Source organism: Afifella sp. H1R (assembly GCF_021462425.1).
Classification (GTDB): Bacteria; Pseudomonadota; Alphaproteobacteria; order Rhizobiales; family Afifellaceae; genus Afifella; species Afifella aestuarii.
In genome coordinates, this window is record NZ_JAKEDY010000002.1 from 103,626 (window position 1) to 128,654 (window position 25,029).

Below are 25,029 nucleotides of genomic sequence, written 5' to 3' on the forward strand. Positions count from 1 at the left end.
TGATTGCAGCTTACGTCAACGGCACATAAGGCGGTGCTGCCGATTTGGATCGCGCGCGCTGCCTGCTCCGTCAAGTCAGCGCCGTGCCGAAGCCTAAATATTGGTCGAGCCAAACGAGACGAGTTCAGGGGGAAACCGACAAATGCCCCAGGGAGGAGCCTGATGTATCGCGCACCCGTTGCCGAGATCGCCTTTACGCTCAAGCATGTCATCGGCCTGTCGCCGGCCATCGAGGCCGGCCATCTGGGCGAGCTGAGCGGCGACCTTCTGGACGCCATTCTGGAGGAGGCGGGCCGTTTCGCTTCCGACGAGATCGCGCCCCTCAATAAGATCGGCGATCAGCGTGCGTCGACCTACGACGACGGCGGCGTGACATTGCCGGAAGGCTGGGCGAAGACCTATTCCGCCTGGTGCGAGGCCGGCTGGAACGCGCTGTCGGGACCGGAGGAATTCGGCGGTCAGGATCTGCCGGTGTCGCTCGCGGTCGCGGCCTTCGACATCTGGAACTCCGCCTGCGCGGCCTTCGCGCTCGGCCCGACCTTGACCGTCGGCGCGGTCGAAGCCCTCAAGCTGCACGCCACCGAAGAAATCAAAAAGCGCTATCTCGCAAAGCTCGTCTCCGGCGAGTGGACCGGCACGATGAACCTCACGGAGCCGCAGGCCGGCTCCGATCTCGGAGCGCTCCGCTGCCGCGCGGAACGGCGCGACGACGGCACCTACCGCCTCTTCGGGCAGAAGATCTTCATCACCTATGGCGAGCACGATATGGCCGGCAATATCGTCCACACCGTGCTGGCCCGCCTTCCGGACGCACCCGCAGGCACCAAGGGCATCTCTCTCTTCCTGGTGCCGAAATATCTCGTCAACGAGGACGGCTCGCTCGGCGCACGCAACGACGTCTTCTGCGCCGGGATCGAGCACAAGCTCGGCATCAACGCCTCTCCGACCTGCACGATGCTCTACGGCGACGGCCATTACGGCGACGAGCCGGGAGCCGTCGGCTATCTCATCGGCGAGGAGAACCGCGGCCTCGCCTGCATGTTCACGATGATGAACAATGCCCGTCTCATGGTCGGCATCCAGGGCGTGGGCGTCGCTGAACGCGCGCTTCAGGAAGCCGCCGCCTATGCGCTGGAGCGGCGCCAGGGCAAAGCCCCCCATGCGCCGAAAGACGGCGAGATGAGCCCCATCGTCGAGCACCCGGACATCCGCCGCACGCTTCTCGCGATGCGCGGGCTGACCCAGGCGAGCCGCGCGATCTGCTATGCCTGTGCGCATGCGATCGATCTGGCGGAAGCCGGTGCACCCGGCCCCGAGACGAACGGCGACGGCAGGCGCTTCTGGAACGAGCGCGCGTCTCTCCTGACGCCGATTGCCAAGGCGTTTTCCACCGATTGCGGCGTCGATGTCGCCTCCATGGGCATCCAGGTTTATGGCGGCATGGGCTATATCGAGGAGACGGGAGCGGCCCAGCATCTGCGCGATGCTCGCATCTTCCCAATCTATGAGGGCACCAACGGCATCCAGGCGATCGATCTCCTCACGCGCAAGCTGCCGCAATCGGACGGCGCCTGCGTGCGCGCCTATCTCGAGGAGCTCGCCGCGATCGCCGAGGCCGCGCGTGCGTCCAACCGCGACGAAATGGGAAAGATCGGCGAGCGGGTGGCAGCCTCGATCGCGCATTGCCGTGCGGCGAGCGAATACCTCCTGGAGGAGATGGCCGAAGGCCGGATGGAAGGCGCCTTGTGCGGTGCCACTCCCTATCTCAGGCTCTTCGGCCTGACGGCCGGCGGCGCCTATCTCGCGCAAGGGGCAATCTCCTCCGATCCGACCGAAAGCGAGGCGGACCGGCTCAGGATCGCCACGGCGCGCAGCTTCTGCGAGCGGCTCTGTCCGCAGACCGAGGCGCTGCTGGCGGAGATCAAGGAAGGCGGCCAGTCGGTTCTCCAGGTGCCGGCGGAAACACTTGCGAGCTTCCAGTGAAACGAGCCTCCTCAATGACATCCGGCCCGGCAGGGCGAAGCAGGAAGGATTTATGAGCGACATCGTCATCGAAGACCGCCCGACGGAGGGCAACGGTCTCATCCGCATCATTCGGCTCAACCGGCCGCAGAAGAAGAACGCGCTGACGACCGCCATGTACCACGAGATGGTGAAGGCGCTGCGCGGTGCGGCCGAAAACGAGGAGATCGCGGCCTGCGTGTTTCTCGGCCACCCGGGCACGTTCTGCGCCGGCAACGACATCGCCGATCTCGTGCGCGTGTCGGGCGGTCAGGGCATCGCCGAAGACATCCTCAATTTTCTGAAAGAGCTCGCCATCAGCGACCGGCCGCTGATTGCCGGCGTCGACGGCCTCGCCGTCGGCATCGGCACGACGCTTCTCATGCATTGCGACTATGTCGTCGCGTCGGAGCCGAGCACGTTTCGCACGCCCTTCGTCGATCTCGCACTGGTGCCGGAGGCCGCGTCGAGCCTGCTCGCACCGCGCGTCATGGGCCACCAGAAAGCTTTCGAGCTCCTGGTGATGGGCGCGTCTTTCAGCGCTGAGGACGCGGCAATCGCCGGCCTCGTCAACCGCACAGTGCCGGACGGGGCCGCCGAAGAGGCGGCTCTTGCGGCTGCAGCCCGTCTCGCCGCCAAGCCCCGGCAGGCGATGCTCGCCTCGCGGCGCCTTCTGCGCGGCAATGGTGAAGACGTCATGGCGCGCATCGACAAGGAGGCCGCTCTCTTTTCTGAGCGGCTGCAGAGCGCGGAGGCGCAGGCCGCCTTCGCCGCTTTTCTCAATTCATAAGAGCTTCAGGGAGAAACGAATGCCCAGGATTTTTTCGACCGAAGGCGGCTGCTCATGAGCCTTTCCGGCAAGACGCTGTTCATCACCGGGGCTTCGCGCGGCATCGGCCTCGCCATCGCGCTCAAGGCCGCGGCCGATGGTGCCAATGTGGCCGTCGCCGCCAAGACGGCACGCCCGCATCCGAAACTCGAAGGCACGATCTTCACGGCTGCCGAAGCCATCGAAAAGGCCGGCGGCAAGGCACTGCCGCTCGAAGTCGACATTCGCGAGGAGGCGGCCGTCAAGGACGCGGTGGCGAAGACGGCCGAGACCTTTGGCGGCATCGACATCGTCGTCAACAACGCCTCCGCCATCCAGCTGACGAAGACGCCCGACACCGAGATGCGCCGCTTCGACCTGATGCATCAGGTCAACACGCGCGGCAGCTTCCTCGTCACCAAGACGGCGCTGCCCTTCCTGGAGAAGGCGGAAAACCCGCACGTTCTCATGCTGTCGCCGCCGCTCGACATCACCGAGAAATGGTTCGCACCGCATGTCGCCTATTCGCTGGCGAAATACGGCATGAGCCTTTGCGTTCTGGGCTTTGCCGGCGAATTCCGTCCGAAGGGGATCGCGGTCAACGCGCTGTGGCCGCGCACGACAATCGCCACGGCGGCCATCAAGAACGTCGTCGGAGGAGACGCGATGATGCGCGCCTCCCGCAAGCCGGACATTCTGGCGGACGCGGCCTGGCGCATCTTCCAGAAGTCGTCACGTGACTTCACCGGAAATTTCCTGATCGACGACACGTTTCTGGCCGGCGAAGGCGTCAGCGACTTCGATCAATACCGGGTCGATCCAACGGTCGCTCTGCAGCCGGATTTCTTCCTGCCGGCGGACAGCCAGCCGCCGGCCTCTTTGAAGCCGGTCGGCTGACACTCATCGTCTCTCAGATGATCCCGTGAAGAGGGCTCAGGCGGAGGCTTTGCGCTCCGCCTTGGTCGCGCGCCACTTCTTCATCAACGCTTCCAACTCCGCATCATGCGTCTCCGGCAGCGTGATGCGGAGAGACACGAGAAGGTCGCCGCGTCCGCCCGTGGACGTCGGAAGGCCTTTGCCTTTGAGGCGCATCACCCGCCCGCCGCTCGTCTGCGGCGGCACAGTCAGGCTCACATTGCCTTCGATGGTCGGAACGGTCGCCTTGCCGCCGAGGACGGCATCCTCCAGCGAAACGGCGACGTCCGTCCTGAGATCGGAACCGTCCACCTTGAAGCGCGGATGCGGTACGAAACGCACGGTGATCCGCGCATCGCCCGAAGGCCCGCCCTGCGGCGAAGCATAGCCCTGGCCGCGGAGACGGATCACCTGACCGTCCTTCACGCCTTTCGGCAGGGTCAGCGCCACGTCGCGCCCGTCGGGCAGCGTCACGGTGGGCTTCTTCCCGGCCACGAGGTCTTCCAGCGTCACCGCGACTTCAGCCTTCAGGTCGGTGCCTTTTGGCGGCTGCGCCGAAGCGCCTGCCCGCCGTCCCGCCCCAGCCTGGGGGCCGGCCCCCTGCGCACCACCGAAGGCGCCGAAGATGGAATTCAGCACGTCTTCCTCATCCATCCCGCCCGTATGCGTGGCGCGAGGCCCGCGGCCTCCGCTGGAAAACCGGAAGCTGCGCGCACGTCCGCCGCCGCCGCCCCGGCCGAAGCTTGAAAAGATATCGGAAAAACTGCGTGGGTCGAAGTCAGCATTTTGCGCACCACCGCCGGCAAAACCCTCGAAGCCGGCAAAGCGAGGCTTGCCCTCGGCATCGATCTCGCCGCGGTCGAACTTCTCACGCTTGTCCTTGTCCCCTAGGATCTCGTAAGCGGCATTGACCTCGGCGAACCTCTCGGCCGACTTCGGGTCGCCGGCGTTGTGGTCCGGATGGTTGGCCTTGGCCAGCTTGCGGTAGGCGCGCTTGATCTCGGCGGCGCTCGCCGTGCGTGACAGACCCAAGACATCATAGGGGTCGCGCATGGATCTCCTTTCCCGATTTGGCATAACGTACGGCCAAAATATGGGAACGGCACGTTGAAAATGCCACTGTCGCCCGCACGCCTAACTCGGCTCGGTCGCGAGAGCCTCCATTTGCACGACGCCGCTTGTCTGGTCCTTGCACAATGTGCCGCCGAATCGGTGGACCCCACCGACGCTCGTCACCGTGGCTTCGATGTCGCGACAGGTGCGGGTGGCGTTTTGCGAGATCTGCGACAGCGGCCGCACCTTGCCGGCCGAACCGGTGACCTCGTTGATCCAGTCGATACCATCCTTCGGCAGCGTGTCGATGCCGGCGATCCCGGCCGTCTGGCCGATTCGTGCGGCATCGGAATACGACAACGCCTCCGGCAGCGGCTCCTGCACGACGACGGCAGGTCCGATCGAACCGGTGGTGATCGCTGGGCTTTCATCGGCGCGACCGCCGAAGGGTATCGTAATGGAGCCGCAGCCTGCGAGGCTGACCGAGAGCAAGGCAGCCAGCACCGTTTGCTTCTGGAGGAGCGGGCCTTCACCGTGGTAGGGGCTGATACGCGACACTGATAACCGACACCAAAATGACTCTTCCGCGAAAAGATGCCCCCTCAGAGTTAACAAGCGGTGACTTTACCGCCTACGGCGATCCCTTTTCCCTCTTCGGAGATTGGATGCGCGAGGCGACCGCTTCGGAGCCGAACGATCCCAATGCCGTCGCCGTGGCAACCGCCGATGAGACGGGGCTGCCGGACGTGCGCATGGTGCTTCTCAAGAGCTGGGACGAGCGCGGTTTCGTGTTCTACACCAACCTTGAAAGCCGCAAGGGCGAACAGCTCGCGGCCAATCCCAAGGCGGCGATGTGCTTCCATTGGAAGTCGCTCGCCCGGCAGATCCGCATCCGCGGCAATGTCGAGGCCGTGTCCGACGAAGAGGCCGACGCCTATTATGACAGCCGGCCCCGAATGAGCCGGATCGGTGCCTGGGCAAGCCGCCAGTCGCGCCCTCTCGAAAGCCGCTTTGCGCTGGAAAAGGCCGTGGCGACCGAGACCGCCCGCTTCGGCACCGGCAAGGTGCCGCGGCCGCCCTTCTGGAGCGGCTTTCGGCTGGTGCCCGTCCAGATCGAATTCTGGAACAACGGCGCTTTCCGTCTGCACGACCGGATTCGGTTCACCCCGCACGAGAATGGCTGGCAGAAGCAACGGCTCTATCCCTGATCGCGCCTCAGGCACGCGCCTCCAGATAGAACAGATGCGTGCCGATCTGGCCGGTCTGCTTCAACCGGTTCGCCCAGCCGGGTGCCACGTAATCGGCGTGATAGTGCGTGGACTGCCAGAGAGGCCCTTTCCAAAGCCCCTTGGAGCCGCAGCCCTTCCTGCACGCCAGCAACCATTTGGCGCGGCGCCGGACTTCGTGCCAGCTCTTCTTGTCGGCGACAAGATCGGGCTTGCCGTCACAGGCGAAAGAGAACTGGCAGCGATTGCGCTTCTCGGCGTTCTGAAAGACCACGCCACAGATCGTGTCGGGATAATGCTTGTCCTTGACCCGGTTGAGGATCACACGCCCCACCGCGAGCTGTCCCTTGGCGGTCTCGCCACGTGCTTCGAAATAGAGCGCCTTGGCGAGACATTCGCTCGCCGACTTTGACGGCATCTCCGACGCATCCGCATGCTTGCCCGCAGGGCCCACAGAAACTGGCCTCGGTTGAGGCAACGGGCCGTCGTAAATCTCCGCCGCATGCGCATGGCCCGCGGCGAGCAGCGTTGCACCAAACAGAAGCGCAGCCGCACCCCGTGCCGCGCCTTCGAAGGCGCGCCCGATATATCCCATCATTTTCCCTTTGCCGCGTGGGCGGGGTCAAAGCCCCGCTCTCTTCCCGGAGGTGCGCTTCGCGGAGAAGTTGGGCGACAATGCGGAACGGATAGGGAGATTTCCGGACGGGCTTAAGCTTCGGACAAGGCTTGCGAATCCAGATTTTGGGGCAATGCGCCCCCGGCTCAGGTGGAGATTGGGAGAATGACCTCGTGCTGACGGCCGAAAGGAAGGGCGCGAGAAAGCCCGTAATAGGCGAAGAAAACCGCCCCATCGGCTTCAAGTCCTTCATCCTCCACGAAATCTTCCAGCATCACACGATTGATGCCGAAGGCGGCAGGCTCCGTCGAAGAGAAACGAAGAACAGCGACGCGTTGCGCCGGCACCGAGATGACCCGCAGGCGCGGGTCGGCGCTTTCGAAGCCGGAATCACCTCCCCGTGCCGCAATGAGGGGCAGACGGACGGACCAGCGCCCATGGGCGAAATCGGCACCGTCCCCATCGGCCCCGTTTGAACGCAGGGATTGCATCACCGGATCGAGAAGCACGGCCCGCCCCTGCCCGTCTCTGTCCACCGTGCTCAGACGTTCGAAGGCCCGCTGAAGCGCGTCTTCGCGACCACCGTAGAGAGACATCTCCAAGGCATGAAAAGCCGGATAGTCGCGGATTTCATAATCGCCGTCGCGGTAGATGACGCGCCCGCGGAGCATCGGACGCCGCGGGATGATGCGCTCGATCGCATAGGCGCCGAGGCCGAGACCCACCAGCGCCGCACCCAAGATCAAAGCGGGCCCGGCCTTGCCGGACCCTGCTCGTTCCACGGACGGGGGCTCGCTGCGAGCCCCGCGGGAGAGGTCCGTCCTCACGCCTCGCTGACCTCCACCATGATCTCGTTGCGGCGCATGAAGCCCGGGGTCATCGGCGGATTGTAATAGGCGTAGATCGGCTCGCCGATCGCCTTCAAACCGTGATCTTCGATGAAGAGGCGAAGGGCCTCCAGATTCTCCAGCGCCAGACGATCGTTCATCTGGCCGGAGAACCTGACGGCGGCCACGCGACGCGGCGACATCTCCTTCAAGACCACATCGTCCTGCGCCGGCTTCGGCAGATCCGCCAAACTCCATTTCGCCGGCATGATGAAGCGCACGGCCCAGCCGCGCCGCCGGCCATTCTCGCCGACCACCGGGGCCTGCACGACGGGGGCGGTCATGGCGATCTTCTTACCCGGCCGCTGGCGGGCGAAAATGTAATCGGCGAGCTTGTGGAAGCCGGCCTTCAAGGCCTGCTCACGGCGCCCCGTGGCGTGGGCCTCCGCCACCACCTGCTTGCCGTATTCGCGAACCTCGAACTCGCTCTTGCGATCGACGACGTCGTAATCGGGCTCTTCGATGTAAAGGCTCGTGCGGCGCGCCGCATAGATCGCACCGCCGACCAGAACGAGCGCCGCGCCGGCCGCGACGAGCCCGGCGACGCCCGGGCGCTCCCGCACGTAATCGCTGCCATGATGATACCATTGCGCGGGTCGATCATACCAATTCGGTTCGGGGCGGCGCCACGGATTGGCACGGCGCGCTCGGCGCGCGACGTCGTGGCCCGTATCGGCGACCGAACGTCCCCGCTCTTCGAGGTTGTCCTGCAGTTTTTCCAGCGTATCGCGGAGTTCGGCGTAGCTGCGGGAAAGAGCGTTCGGCATAGCATTCTCCTTGTTCGGGCGAGCGGCAGCGCGTGCCGCTCGGTTCGTGCAATGGGAACGCGTCGACGGGCTTACGGTTGCCCGCAGGAAGGGGTTTCCGTTTCGCAGCGGACATGATCTCATCGCGCCATGCGAAATCTCTCGATCCTCAAAGCCACCCGCGGCGGCCGCGCGCCGCGTCGGGCTCTCCCGCTGGCGCTTCTGATCTGTCTCAGCCTCGGTTTCTCTGCCGGAGAGAGCGCAGCCGACACCTCCTGCCGGCAGGGACAGCGTTTTGACGCCTGGCTCACGGACGTCGCTGCGGAAGGCGCCAGGAAGGGGCTGACGCGCCGGAGCCTTTCGCAGCTCCGGGGGCTGAGCCTCGACAGCAAAGTGCTGGCACGCGACCGCGGCCAGCCGAGCCTTTCCTTGAGTTTCACGGATTTCGCCGACCGCCTCATCTCGCAGAACCGGCTGTCGCGCGGGCGCGCCATGCTCGATCGCTATGCCTCGACGTTTGCAGCCATCGAACGCAATTTCGGTGTGCAGGGTCCGGTGCTCGCCGCCTTCTGGGGCCTTGAGACGGATTTCGGCGGCTATATGGGCGAGTTCTCCTCGCTCCGGTCGCTCGCCACCCTCGCCTATGATTGCCGGCGTTCGGAGCTTTTTCGCGAAGAACTCTTTGCAGCCCTCGTGCTTCTGGAACGCGGCGACCTGACGCCTGAGGAAATGCGCGGGGCCTGGGCGGGAGAGATCGGACAGGTGCAGTTCACGCCCTCGAACTATCTGAAGTTCGGCGTCGATTACGACGGCGACGGACGCCGCGATCTCGTCAAGAGCGTGCCCGACGCGCTCGCCTCGGCGGCGAAGTTTCTGCGCCATCTCGGCTGGCGCGCGAACGAGCCCTGGCTCGAGGAGGTGGAGGTCGGCCCGAACGTCCCCTGGGACGAGGCGGGACGGGGCCGTTATCGCAGCCGCGCAGACTGGGCGCGCGACGGAGTGAGGCGCCGCGGCGGCGATCGCCTGCCCGCAGATCGTGTGGATGCCGCACTTGTTTTGCCGATGGGGCGTGACGGGCCGGCATTTCTCGCCTATCGCAACTTCGACATTTTCTGGGAATGGAACAATTCCTCGAATTATTCGCTGGCGGCCGCCTATTTCGCCACCCGCCTCGCAGGGGCACCGCCGATGCGGCGGGGAAATCCGGCCGCCATGCTTTCCTCGAAGGAGCTTCTCGAAGTGCAGACGCGTCTCAATCGCCTGGGCTATGACGCGGGGCCGCCGGACGGGCGGCTCGGCCAGAAGACGCGCGCAGGCGTGCGTGCGGCCCAGCTTGCCATCGGCCTCCCGGCGGACGGCTATCCGACACGCGCCCTCCTCGAGCGCCTTCGCCGGCAATAGGTACACGAGCAGTGCCAAATCCATCGCCGCAGACTGCGCCGAAGGCTGCGCCGGCGACCTATGCGCTCGGCTCCATCGTCGTCGCATTGGCCGGAATCGCCCTCAAGCTTCTCGCCTGGAAGCTAACGGGCTCCGTCGCCCTTTTTTCCGATGCGCTCGAGAGCCTCGTAAACCTCGCCGCGGCCGCCGGAGCCTTTATCGCGCTGCGGCAGGCGGCTCGTCCGCCCGATGATGGTCACCCTTTCGGGCACCATAAGGCGGAGTATTTTTCGGCCGTCGCCGAAGGCATCCTCATCATCGGCGCCGCTCTCCTCATCCTGAATGAGGCGTGGAAGGCATTTTTCGAGCCCATCGTCCTCGAAGACCTCGGAATCGGCCTTTTCATCAACGCTCTCGCCGGCGTCCTCAACGCCGCCTGGGCGGCGCATCTTTTGCGCCAGGGCCGCCATTTCCGCTCCCCCGCCCTCATCGCGGATGCGAAGCACCTGTTCGCCGATGTGGCGACCTCCGTCGGCGTCATCGGCGGCGTGCTGGCGGCCGGCCTCACCGGCTATCTCATTCTCGATCCGCTTCTCGCCGCGCTGGTCGCGATCAATGTCTTGTGGTCGGGCTGGCATCTCGTCCGCGGCTCCGTCGGCGGCCTCATGGACGAAGCCGCTCCTGCCGAGATCCGAGCCGAAATCCAGGAGCTCATCCAGGAACACGGGGCGGGCTCGCTGCAGGCCCATGACCTGCGCACGCGCGTCGCGGGCCAGCGGACGTTCCTGGAGTTCCACCTCGTCGTTCCGCGCGCCATGACGGTCGCTGAAGCGCATAAGATCTGCGATGCGATCGAAGACGGTCTCCGGCACAGGCTCGGCGACATCCATATCGCCATTCATGTGGAGCCGAGCGAGAAGGCCAAAGCCGAGGCCGAGGTGATCATCGCCTCGGAATGAGCGTGGCGTTTTCGACATTCTGTCGACATTTTGCGTCGAGAGTGAGCCGGCACGGGAACGAAAAGCGGTGCCGATAATTTTTAGCACCGCATCGTTTCAAAAATAAGACAGGTTCAAATATGCCTCCCGTTCAATCTCTCTCATGGCGTGGCGCTGTGGCGGCCTTGGTTGTCTCAGCTGGGCTTTGTGCAGCATCCATGGCGCAAGCAGGACCGCAGCTCCCGGCGGGCAATGCCGCGTTCGCGCAAACCACCCCCATCCAGGTCCTATCCAAAAAATCACCAGACGAGCTAAGGCGAGACAAAAAGGCGAAACAAGCGAAGGAAATCAAGAAGAGTTATCAGAAGAAAGCCAAGACGAACCTGACCCAGCCCAAGACTAAACCGGCTCCAGCGGCCAAGAAGACACATCACGAAGCGCGGAAATACGATCGCGCGCATGACGGGCCGCGCTTTCGTGAGAAACGTGCAAGCCACCCGTATTTCCACGATGGCTTTTATTACATGACGCAATGGTGGAAGCGGTAGGCGCGCCCTGCCGCGCAGCAAAACTGCAGCGGCGGGAACAAAATTCCGGAGTTTCCAATTTCCCTCCGCGAAGGGGGCTTAGGGTAAGCCAGGAGAGTTTGAATGTTTAAAAGGAGCATGCGCACGACATGCGCGATTGTCGCGGCAAGTTTCGCCTTGACCGCCGCGCCAATCGCGACCGCAGCGCCGGCGCTTCCGAGCCTCGTCATTGCCGATCAGAGTTCGAGCCAGATCCAGCAGGTCCAGTGGGATCGGCGCGACCAACGCTGGGATCGGCGCGACAGCCGCCGCCACCGGGCCGATAGGCGCGACGAGCGGCGCCATTGGGACAAACGCCGGGACGGCCCGCGCTATCGGCACCGCCGCCCCGGCTACAGCCATTACCATGACGGATATTACTACTCGACGCCGTGGTGGGCTGCTGCCGGCGCTGTCGGCGCCATCATCGGCAGCAAGATGGGCAACAGCGGCAACGCCAATGCGCGTTCGCACGTCGCCTGGTGCAACGATCGCTACCGCTCCTACAATCCGCGGACCGACACGTATACGGGCTATGACGGACGGAAGCATCGCTGCGACAGCCCTTACAATTGATCGCCGCAAACGCTGAAAAATGATCCTGCCCCCGGCCTTTGGCCGGGGGTTTTTCGTCTCACCCGTTTCCGGCCGAGAGCCCGATTGAACCTCGGCCCGATTGAACCTCGGCCCGCTTGAACCCCGGCCCGACCTAGCCCCGGCCCGATCTAGCCCCGGAAAGGAAAGACCGCCTCACGCTGCCACGGCCCGCCCAGATAGCGCCACAGGATGAGCCCCTCGCCGCGCCCCTCGAAGGGCCGCAGCGCGATGTTCAACTCGCGCCGCAAGGTTTCCGCCTCCGCCGTCGTGACCTTGTTTTGCAGAGTGACGTGCGGGCGAAAGCCGGCACTGTCCTGCGCCGTCAGGAAGGGCGCGAATTCGTCGGCGAGATCGCGGCGCAGGGCCGACAAGGCCGGCGCCTCCACGGTAAGCGCAACGCCGCCGCCGAGGGATTTCACCCCTTTGAAGGCGAGCGGGATCTTCCGCTGGCGCCGTGCCGCCGCCTCGAGCACCGGACGCAGCAGGCTTTTGCGCTCGCCCGGCAAAGCGTGAAACAGCGTCAGATGCGCGGGAACCTGATTGCGCTCCGGCGGATAGTGCGCACGCCGCAACGCGTCGAGGCGCGCGAACGTGGCGTCATCGAGTTTCAGCGTCAGGACGAGGGGCTGCGCCACCACGAAACTCCGGATGTGAGAGCCCTAGACGAGGCTCCAATCTGCGAGCGCTTCGACCGTCGCCGGCACATCGCGGAGCCGGTTGACGACCGTCGTCGCACCCGCATCCATCAGCGCTTCGGCATGGCCTGGCCAGGAGTGCGACGCGCCGGTGAAACCGATCACGCGCATGCCGGCGGCGACCGCCCCGCTGACGCCATGAACGGAATCCTCGATGACGAGCACGTTCGCCGGTTCGACGCTGAACTCCTCGGCAGCATGCAAAAACACGTCCGGGGCCGGCTTCTGCCGGTGCTGGCGCACCTCGACCGCCGAATAAATGTAAGGGCGGAAGCGGTCATAGAGCTCGGTGCGGCGAAGCTCCATTTCCAGGCGTTCAGACGTCGAATTGGAGCAGATGCAGCGCGCGGCATCGAGCCGGTCGAGCATCTCGTGCACCCCCGGCACCATTTGCAGTTCCGTCTCCAGGGCGTTGTCGAGTTCACTTTCCGAACGCGCCCGGATGGTGTCGGGCAGGTTCTTGCCGAGCTCGGTCTCGGCCTCGGCGAAGATCTGATCTCCGGTCAGGCCTGCGAAGCGCAGTGAAACCTCTTCGGGGGTGATTTCCATCCCGGCTTCGCCGAGAAGGCGGGCCGTGACGCGCGAGGCGATGATCTCAGAATCGACCAGGACGCCATCGCAATCGAATATAACTAGCATGCCCTGAGGCTTTAGGGCACCGGCTGCTTGCGGCAAAGGGCTTGATGGCTCAAAAAGGCCGTTCGAGATGATGTGCCCGACTTCGGTCGGGAAATGAGGAGACGCTTTTGCGTTATGTATCCACGCGCGGCCAGGCTCCGGCTCTAGGCTTTCGTGACGTCGTTTTGACCGGGCTCGCCTCTGATGGCGGCCTCTACGTGCCGGAAGAATGGCCGGCCTTCTCCCCCTCAGAGATCGCAGCCTTCGCGGGGCGCCCCTATCAGGACGTCGCCCTTGCCGTCATGCGTCGCTTCGTCGGCGACGAGATCGGCGAGGCCAAGCTCAAAACTCTCATCGCGGACGCCTATCGCAGTTTTCCGCACCCGGCGGTGACACCGCTCGTGCAGATCGCGCCCAACCATTTCCTTCTGGAGCTCTTCCACGGCCCCACCCTCGCCTTCAAGGACGTGGCGATGCAGTTTCTCGCCGCCTTGATGGACGACATCCTGGCCGAACGTGGGGAGCGCGCGACCGTCGTCGGCGCCACCTCGGGCGATACGGGCGGCGCGGCGGTTGAGGCTTTTCGCGGACGCGCCCGCGTCGATGTCGCCGTTCTCTTCCCCGAGGGACGCGTTTCCGAGGTGCAGCGACGGCAGATGACGACCCTGTCGGAGGACAACGTTCAGGCGATCGCCATCAAGGGCCATTTCGACGATGCCCAGGCCCTCGTCAAAGCCATGTTCGCCGACAAGGGCTTCCGCGAAGAGGTGTCGCTGTCGGGCGTCAACTCCATCAACTGGGGCCGCATCGCCGCCCAGACCGTCTACTATTTCGTCGCCGCCACGGCGCTCGGCGCGCCGGCCCGAAAGGTGTCTTTCACTGTGCCGACCGGCAATTTCGGCAATATTTTTGCAGGCTACGTCGCCGCGCAAATGGGCCTGCCGATCGACAGGCTGGTCATCGCGACCAACGTCAACGACATCCTGCACCGCACGCTCGAAAGCGGCCGCTATGAAGTGGGCGACGTGGTGCCGACGGCCTCCCCGTCGATGGACATTCAGGTCTCCTCGAATTTCGAGCGTCTTCTCTTCGCCGCCGAAGGGCGCGACGACACGGCGACACGGCGGCACATGCAGGGCTTGAAGCAATCCGGCTCGTTCACGCTCGAGGAGAAAAGTCTCAGCGCCATCAAGACGGATTTTGCGTCAGGACGGACGGACGAAGCGGAAACGGCGGCCACCATTCGCCGGGTCCACGCCCAGACCGGGCTCGTCATAGACCCGCACACGGCCGTCGCCGTCAGCGTCGCCGAGCGCCATCTGCGGCCGTCCTCGCCAATGGTGACGCTCGCCACCGCCCATCCGGCGAAATTTCCCGATGCGGTGGAAAAGGCCAGCGGCATCCGCCCGGCACTGCCGGAGCGGCTCGCCGGCCTGATGGAGCGTAAGGAGCACTTCACGGTGGTGCCGGCAGAATTGGAAGCGGTGGAACGACAGATACGATCTCGCTCGCGCGCCGCGCAGGTCGAGGCGTTATAATCATGCAGCTCAGCAAACTTGAAAACGGCCTCACGGTCGTCACCGAAACCATGCCGCATCTCAAGACGGCCGCGATCGGCGTTTGGGTCAATGCCGGCACACGCTCGGAAAGCGAGGCCGAGCACGGCATCTCGCACCTTCTGGAGCACATGGCCTTCAAGGGGACGACGCGGCGGAGCGCACGCGACATCGCCGAGGCGATCGAGGCCGTCGGCGGGGAGATCAACGCCGCGACGTCGATCGACCACACGGCCTATTACGCGCGGGTGCTCAACGAGGATCTGCCGCTCGCCATCGACGTCCTCTCCGACATCGTCATCCATTCCACCTTCGATCCTGTGGAGCTGGCGCGCGAGCGTCACGTCATCCTGCAGGAGATCGGCGCGGTGATGGATACGCCCGACGATCTCGTCTTCGATTACTTCCAGGCCGCGGCCTATCCCAATCAGCCGATCGGACGCACCATCCTCGGTGAGGAAGCCTCGATCACGCGGATCACCCCGGACGACCTCAAAGCCTATCTCGCCCGCCATTACCGCGGCGACGCCTTGGTTCTTGCGGCCGCCGGCGGCATCGAACACGACGAGGTGGTGGCGCTCGCCAAAGAGAAGTTCGGCGACGTCGAAAAGAACGGCAACGGCGAGCTTGCGCCGGCCCGCTATCTCGGCGGCGACCATCGGCAAAAGCGGCGTCTGCAGGAAGCGCAGATCATTTTCGGCTTCGAAGCCCCGTCCCGGCGTTCCGACCGCTATTTCGCGGCGCGCATGCTCGGCACCATCCTCGGCGACGGCATGGCCTCCAGGCTCTTCCAGCGCGTGCGCGAGGAAGAAGGCTTGTGCTATTCGATCTCGGCCTTTCACTGGGCTTTCGCCGACAGCGGCGTCCTCGGCATTCACAGCGCCACCTCGAAGGGGGACGTCAAGGCGGCCTCGGCTCTCATTCTCGACGAGCTTTTGAGGATCACCGACGGCGTGAACGAGGAGGAGATCTCCCGCGGTCGCGCCCAGATCAAGGCGGGCCTCCTGATGGCGCTCGAAAGCCCGGCGGCGCGTGCCGGCCAGCTCGCTCGCCAGATCATGATCCTCGGTCGCCCGCTCGCCCTCGACGAGCTTCTCGCCGATCTCGAAAGCGTCACCTCGAACGACATCGCCGAAATGGCGAAGGATGCGCTGGCCTCGCCGCTGACGCTCGCTGCGATCGGACCGGTGGGCAACCTTCCCGATGCCGGGAGCATGACGAAACGTCTGCGCGGCAGCATGGTGTAACGGCCGACGACCATGGCGTTCCTGCGCTCCGTCTCATCCGCCGAAGTCGGGCCGAGCCTCACCGGTGAGGGCGTGTTGTTGCGTGCGCCACAATTCGCCGACTTCGCGGAATGGGCGGCTTTGCGGGAAGAAAGCCGCGCCTTCCTGGCGCCATGGGAGCCGATCTGGCCTTCCGACGATCTCACGCGCATGTCGTTTCGGCGGCGCATCCGGCGATACCGCAACGAGATCCGGGACGATCTGGCCTATCCCTTCTTCATCTTCCGGATGTCGGGGAACGTCCTCGTCGGCGGCCTCACCCTTTCCAACGTCACGCGCGGCATGACCCAGTCGGCGACGATCGGATATTGGATGGGCGAACCTTTTGCGGGCAAAGGCCATATGAGCGCCGCTTTGCGGGCGATTATTCCCTACGCCTTCGGTCCGCTGCGTCTGCACCGGCTCGAGGCAGCCTGCCTGCCGCACAACCGGGCGTCGATCACGCTCCTGGAAAGATGCGGCTTCCAGAGAGAAGGTCTTGCCCGCGGTCTCGTCTGCATCGCCGGGCGCTGGCAGGACCATATCCGCTTTGCACGGCTCGCCGAGGACTGATCCGGCCGGGGATGAACGCCACCCCTCGTCGGCCAAAGGTTGTGTGCAAGCCAGACGAGGGTTAGACGATGACGTCGATTTGCCGGAAAAGATGAGGCTTGAGGGCTTGCGCGTATCGCCTTTCCCACTGAGGATTCTGCTCGTCCTGGCGGCCTTTTTCGTGCTCGTGCGGCCAGCTGCGGCGCTTGAAGCCATCGAGGTGCCGCTCGGAGCCGCAACCCTCGATCTCACCGATGCGGTCGAACGTTATTCCAGCGATACGGACCGCTTGCAGGTTTCGACCGCGGCCGGCGCCGACGGCATCGTCCGCCGCATCGAAGTGCGGGCACAAAACGACGGCGGCAGCTCCGACTGGGTCGTCTTCGCGCTCGCCAACACCTCCGACGAGCAGATCGACCGCCTCCTCGTCGCCCCGCATTACCGACTGGTCGGCTCCGGTGTTCTGACCCCCGACCTCGGCTCGGTGCGGATCGTCGCCGTCACGCCATCGGAAGGTTTCGCACCGGAACATCTCGACGAGCCGGGCTCCGACGTCTTCCGCATCACGCTCGATCCCGGCGCCATCGTCACGTATATCGCGCAGCTCTCCTCGCCCAAACTCACGGAACTGCATCTCTGGCAGCCGGAAGCCTATGAGGAGAGCGTCAATTCCTTCACGCTCTACCGCGGCATCGTCCTCGGCATTTCGGCGCTGCTTGCGCTCTTCCTCACCGTCCTCTTCGTCGTTCGCGGCACGGCGATGTTCCCGGCATCGGCGATCCTGGCCTGGGCCGTCTTCGGCTATATCGCCATCGATTTCGGCATCATCGGCAAGGTTTTCGGGCTCGGGCCGGAGGCGCTGCAGGCCTGGCGCGCGGCCACGGAAGTGCTCCTGTCTCTGGCGCTGACGGTCTTCCTCGCGACCTATCTGCACCTGCACCGCTGGCACATTCGCTACGCGCATCTCACCGGCATCTGGCTCGTCGTTCTGACGGCCCTCTTCGGCATCATCCTCATCGATCCGACGACGGCTGCCGGCATTGCCCGCATCTCGCTGCCGATCACTGTGATGCTCGGCCTCGCCGTCATCGTCTATCTGGCCTTCCGGGGCTTCGACCGCGCCATCATGCTGGTGCCGTCCTGGACGATCCTCGTCTTCTGGCTTGCCATGGCCTGGCTCGCCGTTTCGGGACGCATCGACAATCCGTCGATCCAGCCCGCCCTGGCCGGGGGCCTCGTTCTCCTCGTCATGCTGGTAGCCTTCACCATCATGCAGCACGCCTTTGCCGGCGGCGGCCTTGCCCAGGGCATCGTCAGCGATGCGGAGCAGAAGGCGCTGGCCCTCGTCGGCGCCGGGCACGCCATCTGGGACTGGGACGTGGCGCGGGATCGCATCGAGATCGGCCACGAAATCGAAACCGTGCTCGGGTTGAAGCGCGGGGCTCTCGAAGGGCCGGCGCGCAACTGGCTCGGCACGCTGCATCCGACCGATCGAGACCGCTTCCGCGCCGTGCTCGACGCCGTGATCGTGCAGCGCCGCGGCCGCATCAACCAGATCTTCCGCATGCGCGCCGCGGACGGGCGTTTCCTGTGGTTCAATCTCAAGGCACGCCCGATCGTCGGTGCCGACGGCGAGGTGATGCGCTGTTCCGGCACGCTGGCGGACGTCACGGAATCCCGCACCGCCGAGGACCGCCTCCTGCACGACGCGATCTTCGACAACCTCACCGGCCTGCCCAACCGGCAATTGTTTCTCGACCGGCTCGAACAGGCGCTCCTGCGCGCGGAAGCCGCCGCAACGGTCATGCCGTCGGTCATCTATCTCGACCTCGACGGCTTCCAGCGCATCAACGACGAGAACGGCATCTCCGTCGGGGATTCGGTGCTTCTCGCCATCGCCCGCCGCCTCTCCCGGCTTTTGTCGCCGGCCGACACGCTCGCCCGTATCGGCGGCGACGGTTTCGCAATCCTGCTCGGGGCGCCGGGCGAAGTGGATGTGGTGCAGGAATTCGCCGATTCCCTGCGCATCGCCGTACGCGCGGCGATCCCGATCGGCGATCAGGACATTCGTGTCACCGCTTCGGCCGGCGTGGCGATCGCCACGAAGGGCGCGGCGACCGCCGAAACTCTGAAGGATGCCGAGACGGCAAGCTTCCACGCCAAGCGCCAGGGCGGCGACCGCACCTCCCTTTACCGGCCGGGCGAAATCGTGCGGCGCGACAGCGACGATCTGCAGGCCGACCTTGCCGCGGCTCTCGAAGGCGGTGAGATCGAACTCGTCTATCAGCCGATCATCCGGCTTTCCGACAACACGATCGCCGGCTTTGAAGCTTTGGTGCGCTGGGAGCATCCGCGCCGAGGTTCCGTCCCACCGAGCGAATTCATTCCGGTCGCGGAAGAAAGCGGCCTCATCGTCCAGCTCGGTCTCTTCACGCTGGAGCGCGCGGCACGCGATCTGGCTCTCTGGCAGGCAGCCCTGCGCGAAGGCCCGCCGCTTTTCGTCTCCGTCAACGTCTCAAGTCAGCAGCTCCTGCGCTACGACCTCATCAACGACGTCAAGGCGGTGCTCGCACGAAGCGGCGTCGCGCCGGAAACGCTGAAGCTCGAAATCACCGAATCGCTGGTGATGCAGAACCCCGAATTCGCTGCCAAGATGCTGGAGGAAATCCGCAATCTCGGCGCCAGCCTGGCCCTCGACGATTTCGGCACCGGCTATTCGGCGCTCTCCTATCTGCAACGCTTTCCCTTCGACACGATCAAGGTCGACCGGTCCTTCGTCGCCAACAACGGCTCCACCGCGCGCCCCGTCATTTTGCGCTCGATCATCACGCTCGCGCATGATCTCGGCATGGATGTCGTGGCAGAGGGTGCGGAGACGGAATCCGATACGCTGGAGCTCATGCAGCTCGGCTGCGAATACGTGCAGGGATATCTCTACGGACGGCCGATGTCGTCGCAGATGGCGCACCAGATGGCACGCCGCCGCCAGCAGCCGGAGCAATCGCTGGCGCGTTCCGCTTAAAAAGAGATCAGGCGTGGCCTGAGAGGGACGACAGCCGGTCCTGGGCGACCCCGATCTTCGACAACGCGCGATCGTATTTCGTCTCCAGATCGGCATCGAAGAGGATCGCCCTGTCGGCGGGTCCGTTCAGCCAGCCATTCGCCTGGATCTCGAGCTCGAGCTGGCCCGGGGCCCAGCCCGCATAGCCAAGCGCCAGAAGCGCTTCGGCTGGCCCCTCGCCGTCTGCAATCGCCCGCAGGACATCGAGCGTCGCCGTCAGGCAGACTTCATCGGAAATCGGCAGCGTCGCCTCTTCGAGGAAAAAGTCGCAGGAATGCAGGACAAAGCCGCGGCCCGTTTCGACGGGGCCGCCGCGATGCACGCGGATCTCGTCGAGATGGCGCGGATCGCCCACCACCACGTCCTCTTCATGGCCGATGTCGAGCTGGGCGAGGAGATCGCGGAAATTGATTTCAGGCGCGAGCTTGTTGATGACGATCCCCATCGCGCCCTGATCGGAGTGCGCGCAGAGATAGATGACCGTCCTTTCGAACCGCTTGTCGCCCATCGTCGGCATCGCGATTAGAAACTGGCCGTCCAAGAAGCCGCTATCCGGCGTCGCTGTTGTCATACCCGGATGGTAGCAACCGCCGTGGCGCTTGAACAGGCTCGGCGGGGTTTTGCCTCACCAAGAAATGACCATAAGAGCGCGGAAGAGATTGGCCGCCCGTCCGGGTCATATGCAAGGTGGTCGTATGCAGCGACGTTTTTTTCTCCCCTCCCTGATCGTCCCCCTTTTCGCGTCCCTGGCCTTCGCCGTCTTTGCCGGTCAGGCCACAGCCGCACAATCCGACTGGTCGGAGGGGGAGCGCTCTCGTCTCCGCCTGATCGCGTCGCCCGTCGACGGCGAAGTGATGGCGGGGATCGAAATCGAGCTCGAACCCGGCTGGCACACCTATTGGCGCAGCCCCGGCGATGTCGGTATTCCCCCGCGTTTCGATTTTTCCGGATCCGAAAACCTGCGCTCCGCCAAAGTGCTTTATCCCGCGCCCGAACGCTATGACGACGGCACCAGCATATCGGCGGTCTATTTCGACCGGGCGGCTCTTCCTGTCCTCGTGACGGCGGATGATCCGACCAAGCCCGTCGTCCTCAAGCTCTCGGCCTTCTACGGCGTGTGCAAGGACGTCTGCATCCCCGCCGACGGGGCCGCCACGCTCACCATCGATCCGCAGCCGCAGGATGATCCGCGCTCGCGCATCGCCCTCAAAGAGGCGGTGGCCGAACTGCCGCAGCAAGGACCAGCGGCCGGGCTTGCAATCGAGAGCCCGCAGCGCGACGGCAGCGACGTGACGATCCCCGTAGCGGCGGAGCGGGCGCCTGAGCAAGCACCCGCTCTTTTCGCCGAGGCGCCCGACGGAGCTTATCTCCCGGTCCCCGAGCTTGGCACGCATGAGGGCGGCAGTTTCGTCTATCGCTTGCGCTTTTCGAGCCCGCAGGAGGCCAAGGCCCTGTCCGGCAAGGAGCTCCGCTTCACCCTCGTCTCCGGCGGAGAGGCCATCGAGCAGTCGATGAAGCTTCCCTAACGACACACTCTCTTCGCGCTCACGACTTCAAACCTCCCGGCGCCGCCCTAAATCGGAGCTACGCCGCCTGTACAAAGCGCGGCGCCCCTCGATTTTGCGTGTTTCTACCATCAGGAGATCTTCATGACCCTTTCCGCCGGCGATCGCATCCCAGGGACCACCTTCTTCGTCTCCGGCGAAAACGGCCCGGAAAAGCGCACCACGGACGAGATCTTTCCCGGCAAGAAGGTCGTTCTGTTCGGCGTGCCCGGCGCCTTTACGCCGACCTGCCAGAACAAGCATCTGCCCGGCTTTTTGGAGCATTACGACGCGATCAAGGAGCGCGGCGTCGACACGATCGCGCTCGTCGCCGTCAACGATCCCTTCGTGCTCAAGGCCTGGTCCGAGGCGACCGGCGCCACCGGCAAAATTCCCTTCCTTTCGGACGGAAATGCCGAATTCGCGAAAGCCACCGGCCTTGCCATCGACGGTTCGGGCGCGGGCCTCGGGACCCGGCTCGCACGCTTTGCCGCCATTGTCGACGATGGCGTGGTGAAATCGATCTACGTCGAGGACGCCCCCTCCACGGCGGAAAAGTCGACGGCCGCGGCGGTCCTGGAAGCTCTGTGATCTAGGTTTGTCTCGGCCCGTCGTTTCGGGCCGCGCGTCCTGCAACACGATGATCCTGCCGCGCGTGCGTCGCGCGGCAGGCCTTTGAGGGCCGAACCCGCCCGCTCACCTTGAGCAGCCGCGCGAACGGCATCTCTCGATCGCGGCACTTTTTTTCAAGATACCGCCGCAAGTCTTGGCCCCCTTGCACTTTCGCCCTCTTCAAGCGGCGGCATTAAGACTGTATCGTCTCAGACAAATCCTTCGAGGCTGACTGGAATGGCCGCTTCAACAGCGGAAGCCGTCGCGGAAGCCGCCGGCGCCACCAATGCTGTGCTCTTTGCCGAGCCGCTGATCCTGCTTGGAGCAGCCGTGCTGATGGTGCCGCTTGCCAAGCGTCTCGGCCTCGGCTCCGTTCTCGGCTATCTGGCGGCCGGCGTCATCATCGGCCCGCTGGCGCGCCTCATCAGCGAGCCGGAACAGATCCTGCACGTCTCCGAACTCGGCGTCGTCATGTTTCTGTTCATCATCGGCCTCGAGCTCAAGCCCTCGAAACTCTGGACGATGCGGCGCGATATTTTCGGCATGGGCGCCGCCCAGGTCGGCGTCACCGGCATCGTCCTCAGCCTCGGCTTTTTTCTGTTCGGCTGGCGTCTGGAGCCGGCCTTGATCATCGGCTTCGGTCTCGCCATGTCGTCGACCGCCTACGGCATGCAGGATCTGGCCGAAAGGAACGATCTGAAGACGCCCTACGGGCAGAAGAGCTTTTCCATCCTGCTCTTTCAGGACATCGCCATCGTGCCGCTTCTGGCACTGGTGCCGCTAATGTCGCCGGGCAATACGGACAATGTCGCCTCGAGCGGCGTGGTGGAGGTGATCAAGCTCGTTCTGGCCACCGGCCTCCTGCTTCTCGCCGGCCGCTTTCTGCTCAATCCGATGTTCCGCCTCCTCGCCGCCACCAAGGCGCGCGAGATCATGACCGCTGCGGCGCTGCTCGTCGTGCTCGCGGCCGCGGCCATCATGGACATGGCCGGCATGTCGATGGCCATGGGCGCCTTCATCGCCGGGGTGATGCTCGCCGATTCCTCGTTTCGCCACGAGCTGGAGGCCAATATCGAGCCCTTTCGCGGGCTCCTTCTCGGCCTTTTCTTCATCGCCGTCGGCATGTCGATCAATCTGTCGAGCGTGCTCGTCGCCTGGTGGCGCATCCTCCTCGTCGTACCGATCGTCATGCTCCTCAAGGGCGCGATCCTCTACGGGCTCAACCGGCTCTTCGGTGCCAGCCACAACAATGCGGTCCGCACCGCCACCCTGTTGCCGCAGGCCGGTGAATTCGCCTTCGTTCTCTTCGCCTCGGCGGCCGCCACACGGGCGCTCTGGCCGTCCGAGACCTCCTTCGTCGCAGCGATCGTCACATTCTCCATGGCGCTGACGCCGCTGTCGCTCTGGCTCAGCAAATTCCTCCTCATCGAAGAGGACGAAGACGCGATGGAAGAGGATTTCGAGGGGGCCGGCGGCGAGGTGCTGGTGATCGGCTTCGGCCGCTTCGGCCAGATCGTCAGTCAGGTGCTGCTCGCCCGCAACGTCAATGTGACGATCATCGAGGCGAATGCGGAACGCATCCGCCAGGCCGCCCGCTTCGGCTTCCGCATCTATTTTGGCGACGGCACCCGCATCGACGTGTTGCGCGCCGCCGGCGCCGAGGAAGCCAAGCTCATTTGCGTCTGCGTCGATCAGCGGGAAACCACGAACCGGATCGTCGACATTCTCGTCGCGGAGTTCGACCAGGCGGAGATCTACGCGCGCGCCTGGGACCGGGCGCACACGCTCGAACTCATCGAAAAGGGTGTCGATTACGAGCTGCGAGAGACCTACGAATCGGGCCTCGTCTTCGGCGGCGAAGCGCTGATGGCGATCGGCTTCGATCGCGAAGAAGTCCAGGCGACGCTGGAAGATGTGCGGCGGCGCGATGCGGAGAGGCTCTCCTGGCAGAGAAGCGGCGACTTCTCCTCCGGCCGTCACCTGATGCATCCGCAAAAGGTCGAGCCCGAACCTCTCGTTCCGCCGGAAAAACACCGCGCGCGCGACGAGGAAGAAGACGACGACCACGTTCCGCCGCCGCCCGCGCGTGAAACCGAGCGGGCCTGATGCGGCTTCAATTCCCGTCCAAAAGCCATTAGTTAGAGATCATGAACAGATATGAAGGCATAGGCCCCGGCGGCGAGGCCAAAATCCGCTATCTCGATGGAGATTTCCAGGTGACGGTTCCCGGCACCTTCGTGACATGTGCCGTCACGGGCATGCGCATCCCGCTTTCGGAGCTGCGCTATTGGAGCGTCGACCGGCAGGAGCCCTATGCCGATGCGGCGGCGTCCTTGAAGCGCGAGCTCGAGCTGCGCGACGCCAAGGCCGCCGGATAGCCCACCGGCACGTGCCGCCTCAGAAGAGACGCTCGGCGAGCCAGGCCCACAGAGCTTCCCTTTCGGGAATATCGGCCTCGACCGGAAACACGGTGAGCCGCTCATAGAGCGCCTGCCGCGCCCCTCCTTGTCCGGTGAGACGCGCGGCGTCCTTTTCCGTGGTGACGAGCGTCAGGCCGGCGCGCTCGGCGTCTGCGACGAGCCTCCCGCAATCCTCCTCGCTGTAGGGGTGGTGATCGGGAAATGGCTGCCGTATCGCAACGACGGCCCCCACATCTTCGAGCGAGCGAAAAAAACGCTCCGGCGCGCCGATCCCCGCGAAAGCGAGAAACCGTTCATTCTGCCATGCGCCGCGGCCGCTTGGGCGCAGCATGCCGCGGAAGACCGGCAGGCCTTCCGCTTCGGCCGTTACCGCCACGGCATCGCCCGGCTCGCCTTCGCCCATGATGAAGACGCTGTCGGCGAACGGAAGCTGCGAATTCATGGGCGCGCGCAGCGGTCCCGCCGGAACAACGAAGCCGTTGCCTGTTCCCCTCGCCCCATCGACAACGACGAGCGAGACCGTCTTCGTGAGGCTCGGATTCTGAAAGCCGTCATCCATGATGACGAGATCCACGCCTTTTTCTGCGAGAAGTCTCGCGCCGGCGACACGGTCGCGCGCCACGACGGTCGGTGCGACGGAAGCCAGAAGCAGCGGCTCGTCGCCGACCTCGTCCGCCGAATGACGGCTGCGATCGACTTCGAGCGGACCCTTGGTCGATCCGCCATAACCGCGTGACAGATATCCGGGCTTATGCCCCTTCTCGATCGCCAGGCGGCCGAGGTCCAGGGCGAGCGGGGTCTTGCCGGAACCGCCGAGGGTGAAATTGCCCACGCACAGGACCGGACATGGCGCCGCCTCACCGGATTGGCGCATCCGCCGGGCCGTGAACCAGCCATATAACCAGCCTGCCGGGGCGAGCGCCCAGCCGAGAGCTGCGCCCTTCCGCCACCAAAAGGACGGCGCATGCATGGC

25 protein-coding genes are annotated in these 25,029 nt (G+C 64.8%); 16 read left to right on the top strand and 9 right to left on the bottom strand.

The window, feature by feature from the left end:
- Positions 1-162: 162 nt before the first annotated feature.
- The 3 genes from L0F51_RS12140 to L0F51_RS12150 are packed head-to-tail and all read left to right on the top strand — an operon-like array spanning position 163 to position 3,706.
- Positions 163-1,983, top strand: a complete 1,821-nt coding sequence (locus L0F51_RS12140) for an acyl-CoA dehydrogenase (protein WP_234629501.1) — start codon at positions 163-165, stop codon at positions 1,981-1,983.
- A gap of 52 nt (positions 1,984-2,035) precedes the next feature.
- The gene (locus L0F51_RS12145; protein ID WP_234629502.1) at positions 2,036-2,791 is read left to right on the top strand and encodes a crotonase/enoyl-CoA hydratase family protein; all 756 of its coding nucleotides are present in this window, start codon (positions 2,036-2,038) and stop codon (positions 2,789-2,791) included.
- A gap of 54 nt (positions 2,792-2,845) precedes the next feature.
- Positions 2,846-3,706 carry an NAD(P)-dependent oxidoreductase gene (locus L0F51_RS12150; protein ID WP_234629503.1) on the top strand — a complete coding sequence of 287 codons (861 nt, stop codon included), beginning with the start codon at positions 2,846-2,848 and terminating at the stop codon, positions 3,704-3,706.
- Positions 3,707-3,742: 36 nt separating this feature from the next.
- Here the strand turns inward: L0F51_RS12150 and L0F51_RS12155 are convergent, their stop codons facing one another.
- Entirely contained in the window at positions 3,743-4,777 is a 1,035-nt protein-coding gene (locus tag L0F51_RS12155) for a DnaJ C-terminal domain-containing protein (protein WP_234629504.1), read from the bottom strand.
- Between the two features lie 81 nt (positions 4,778-4,858).
- Positions 4,859-5,281 carry an RT0821/Lpp0805 family surface protein gene (locus L0F51_RS12160; protein WP_234629505.1) on the bottom strand — a complete coding sequence of 141 codons (423 nt, stop codon included), beginning with the start codon at positions 5,279-5,281 and terminating at the stop codon, positions 4,859-4,861.
- 71 nt (positions 5,282-5,352) lie between these two features.
- Here L0F51_RS12160 and pdxH point away from each other — a divergent pair, with 71 nt between their 5' ends.
- Entirely contained in the window at positions 5,353-5,985 is a 633-nt protein-coding gene (gene pdxH, locus L0F51_RS12165; RefSeq protein WP_234629506.1) for a pyridoxamine 5'-phosphate oxidase, read from the top strand.
- A 7-nt stretch (positions 5,986-5,992) separates the two neighbouring features.
- On the opposite strand, the gene L0F51_RS12170 is transcribed toward pdxH, so the two are convergent.
- From L0F51_RS12170 to L0F51_RS12180, 3 genes are all read right to left on the bottom strand, one after another.
- Positions 5,993-6,601 (bottom strand): cell wall hydrolase, encoded by a 609-nt coding sequence (locus L0F51_RS12170; RefSeq protein WP_234629507.1) that lies wholly within the window; start codon positions 6,599-6,601, stop codon positions 5,993-5,995.
- Between the two features lie 164 nt (positions 6,602-6,765).
- Positions 6,766-7,401, bottom strand: coding sequence for a heme-binding protein (locus tag L0F51_RS12175; protein ID WP_234629508.1), 636 nt, complete (start codon positions 7,399-7,401; stop codon positions 6,766-6,768).
- Positions 7,402-7,442: 41 nt separating this feature from the next.
- Positions 7,443-8,273 carry a heme-binding protein gene (locus tag L0F51_RS12180; protein WP_234629509.1) on the bottom strand — a complete coding sequence of 277 codons (831 nt, stop codon included), beginning with the start codon at positions 8,271-8,273 and terminating at the stop codon, positions 7,443-7,445.
- Between the two features lie 129 nt (positions 8,274-8,402).
- Here L0F51_RS12180 and L0F51_RS12185 point away from each other — a divergent pair, with 129 nt between their 5' ends.
- The 4 genes from L0F51_RS12185 to L0F51_RS12200 all read left to right on the top strand — a co-directional run bounded on the left by L0F51_RS12185 (position 8,403) and on the right by L0F51_RS12200 (position 11,712).
- Entirely contained in the window at positions 8,403-9,653 is a 1,251-nt protein-coding gene (locus L0F51_RS12185; RefSeq protein WP_234629510.1) for a lytic murein transglycosylase, read from the top strand.
- Between the two features lie 11 nt (positions 9,654-9,664).
- Positions 9,665-10,591, top strand: coding sequence for a cation diffusion facilitator family transporter (locus tag L0F51_RS12190; RefSeq protein ID WP_234629511.1), 927 nt, complete (start codon positions 9,665-9,667; stop codon positions 10,589-10,591).
- Between the two features lie 197 nt (positions 10,592-10,788).
- Positions 10,789-11,118 carry a hypothetical protein gene (locus L0F51_RS12195; protein WP_234629512.1) on the top strand — a complete coding sequence of 110 codons (330 nt, stop codon included), beginning with the start codon at positions 10,789-10,791 and terminating at the stop codon, positions 11,116-11,118.
- Positions 11,119-11,220: 102 nt separating this feature from the next.
- The gene (locus L0F51_RS12200) at positions 11,221-11,712 is read left to right on the top strand and encodes a BA14K family protein (RefSeq protein ID WP_234629513.1); all 492 of its coding nucleotides are present in this window, start codon (positions 11,221-11,223) and stop codon (positions 11,710-11,712) included.
- Positions 11,713-11,861: 149 nt separating this feature from the next.
- Here the strand turns inward: L0F51_RS12200 and L0F51_RS12205 are convergent, their stop codons facing one another.
- Together L0F51_RS12205 and L0F51_RS12210 are read right to left on the bottom strand one after the other, a co-directional pair.
- The gene (locus L0F51_RS12205) at positions 11,862-12,368 is read right to left on the bottom strand and encodes a 2'-5' RNA ligase family protein (protein WP_234629514.1); all 507 of its coding nucleotides are present in this window, start codon (positions 12,366-12,368) and stop codon (positions 11,862-11,864) included.
- A 24-nt stretch (positions 12,369-12,392) separates the two neighbouring features.
- A complete protein-coding gene (locus tag L0F51_RS12210) occupies positions 12,393-13,067 on the bottom strand; it encodes an HAD family hydrolase (RefSeq protein WP_234629515.1) in 675 nt (224 codons plus the stop codon).
- A gap of 107 nt (positions 13,068-13,174) precedes the next feature.
- Between L0F51_RS12210 and thrC the strand changes: the two genes are divergently transcribed.
- The 4 genes from thrC to L0F51_RS12230 all read left to right on the top strand — a co-directional run bounded on the left by thrC (position 13,175) and on the right by L0F51_RS12230 (position 19,441).
- Entirely contained in the window at positions 13,175-14,584 is a 1,410-nt protein-coding gene (thrC, locus tag L0F51_RS12215; RefSeq protein WP_234629516.1) for a threonine synthase, read from the top strand.
- A gap of 2 nt (positions 14,585-14,586) precedes the next feature.
- Positions 14,587-15,849, top strand: coding sequence for a pitrilysin family protein (locus L0F51_RS12220; RefSeq protein WP_234629517.1), 1,263 nt, complete (start codon positions 14,587-14,589; stop codon positions 15,847-15,849).
- Positions 15,850-15,861: 12 nt separating this feature from the next.
- Positions 15,862-16,440 (top strand): GNAT family N-acetyltransferase, encoded by a 579-nt coding sequence (locus tag L0F51_RS12225; RefSeq protein ID WP_234629518.1) that lies wholly within the window; start codon positions 15,862-15,864, stop codon positions 16,438-16,440.
- 106 nt (positions 16,441-16,546) lie between these two features.
- On the top strand, positions 16,547-19,441 hold the full coding sequence (locus tag L0F51_RS12230; RefSeq protein ID WP_234629519.1) for an EAL domain-containing protein: 2,895 nt from the start codon (positions 16,547-16,549) through the stop codon (positions 19,439-19,441).
- 7 nt (positions 19,442-19,448) lie between these two features.
- Here the strand turns inward: L0F51_RS12230 and L0F51_RS12235 are convergent, their stop codons facing one another.
- Positions 19,449-20,051: a YqgE/AlgH family protein gene (locus L0F51_RS12235; RefSeq protein ID WP_234629520.1), complete on the bottom strand. Its 603-nt coding sequence runs from the start codon at positions 20,049-20,051 to the stop codon at positions 19,449-19,451.
- A gap of 124 nt (positions 20,052-20,175) precedes the next feature.
- On the opposite strand from L0F51_RS12235, the gene L0F51_RS12240 reads away from it, so the two are divergent.
- The 4 genes from L0F51_RS12240 (at position 20,176) to L0F51_RS12255 (ending at position 24,014) form a co-directional block, all read left to right on the top strand.
- Positions 20,176-21,006, top strand: coding sequence for a protein-disulfide reductase DsbD domain-containing protein (locus L0F51_RS12240; RefSeq protein WP_234629521.1), 831 nt, complete (start codon positions 20,176-20,178; stop codon positions 21,004-21,006).
- A gap of 123 nt (positions 21,007-21,129) precedes the next feature.
- On the top strand, positions 21,130-21,615 hold the full coding sequence (locus L0F51_RS12245; protein WP_234629522.1) for a peroxiredoxin: 486 nt from the start codon (positions 21,130-21,132) through the stop codon (positions 21,613-21,615).
- 258 nt (positions 21,616-21,873) lie between these two features.
- The gene (locus L0F51_RS12250) at positions 21,874-23,742 is read left to right on the top strand and encodes a monovalent cation:proton antiporter-2 (CPA2) family protein (protein WP_234629523.1); all 1,869 of its coding nucleotides are present in this window, start codon (positions 21,874-21,876) and stop codon (positions 23,740-23,742) included.
- 38 nt (positions 23,743-23,780) lie between these two features.
- Positions 23,781-24,014 carry a DUF2093 domain-containing protein gene (locus L0F51_RS12255; protein WP_234630333.1) on the top strand — a complete coding sequence of 78 codons (234 nt, stop codon included), beginning with the start codon at positions 23,781-23,783 and terminating at the stop codon, positions 24,012-24,014.
- Positions 24,015-24,033: 19 nt separating this feature from the next.
- On the opposite strand, the gene lpxK is transcribed toward L0F51_RS12255, so the two are convergent.
- The gene (gene lpxK / locus L0F51_RS12260) at positions 24,034-25,026 is read right to left on the bottom strand and encodes a tetraacyldisaccharide 4'-kinase (RefSeq protein WP_234629524.1); all 993 of its coding nucleotides are present in this window, start codon (positions 25,024-25,026) and stop codon (positions 24,034-24,036) included.
- Between the last annotated feature and the right edge of the window lie 3 nt (positions 25,027-25,029).

Bases quoted from the DNA above. Each gene is read 5' to 3' on its own strand.
- L0F51_RS12245 (WP_234629522.1), top strand. From the start codon at position 21,130: ATGACCCTTTCCGCCGGCGATCGCATCCCAGGGACCACCTTCTTCGTC.
- L0F51_RS12155 (WP_234629504.1), bottom strand. From the start codon at position 4,777: ATGCGCGACCCCTATGATGTCTTGGGTCTGTCACGCACGGCGAGCGCC.
- L0F51_RS12225 (WP_234629518.1), top strand. From the start codon at position 15,862: ATGGCGTTCCTGCGCTCCGTCTCATCCGCCGAAGTCGGGCCGAGCCTC.
- L0F51_RS12250 (WP_234629523.1), top strand. From the start codon at position 21,874: ATGGCCGCTTCAACAGCGGAAGCCGTCGCGGAAGCCGCCGGCGCCACC.
- L0F51_RS12220 (WP_234629517.1), top strand. From the start codon at position 14,587: ATGCAGCTCAGCAAACTTGAAAACGGCCTCACGGTCGTCACCGAAACC.
- pdxH (WP_234629506.1), top strand. From the start codon at position 5,353: ATGACTCTTCCGCGAAAAGATGCCCCCTCAGAGTTAACAAGCGGTGAC.
- L0F51_RS12195 (WP_234629512.1), top strand. From the start codon at position 10,789: ATGGCGCAAGCAGGACCGCAGCTCCCGGCGGGCAATGCCGCGTTCGCG.
- L0F51_RS12235 (WP_234629520.1), bottom strand. From the start codon at position 20,051: ATGACAACAGCGACGCCGGATAGCGGCTTCTTGGACGGCCAGTTTCTA.
- L0F51_RS12210 (WP_234629515.1), bottom strand. From the start codon at position 13,067: ATGCTAGTTATATTCGATTGCGATGGCGTCCTGGTCGATTCTGAGATC.
- L0F51_RS12240 (WP_234629521.1), top strand. From the start codon at position 20,176: ATGCAGCGACGTTTTTTTCTCCCCTCCCTGATCGTCCCCCTTTTCGCG.
- L0F51_RS12150 (WP_234629503.1), top strand. From the start codon at position 2,846: ATGAGCCTTTCCGGCAAGACGCTGTTCATCACCGGGGCTTCGCGCGGC.
- L0F51_RS12145 (WP_234629502.1), top strand. From the start codon at position 2,036: ATGAGCGACATCGTCATCGAAGACCGCCCGACGGAGGGCAACGGTCTC.
- L0F51_RS12170 (WP_234629507.1), bottom strand. From the start codon at position 6,601: ATGATGGGATATATCGGGCGCGCCTTCGAAGGCGCGGCACGGGGTGCG.
- L0F51_RS12200 (WP_234629513.1), top strand. From the start codon at position 11,221: ATGTTTAAAAGGAGCATGCGCACGACATGCGCGATTGTCGCGGCAAGT.
- L0F51_RS12180 (WP_234629509.1), bottom strand. From the start codon at position 8,273: ATGCCGAACGCTCTTTCCCGCAGCTACGCCGAACTCCGCGATACGCTG.
- L0F51_RS12185 (WP_234629510.1), top strand. From the start codon at position 8,403: ATGCGAAATCTCTCGATCCTCAAAGCCACCCGCGGCGGCCGCGCGCCG.
- L0F51_RS12140 (WP_234629501.1), top strand. From the start codon at position 163: ATGTATCGCGCACCCGTTGCCGAGATCGCCTTTACGCTCAAGCATGTC.
- lpxK (WP_234629524.1), bottom strand. From the start codon at position 25,026: ATGCATGCGCCGTCCTTTTGGTGGCGGAAGGGCGCAGCTCTCGGCTGG.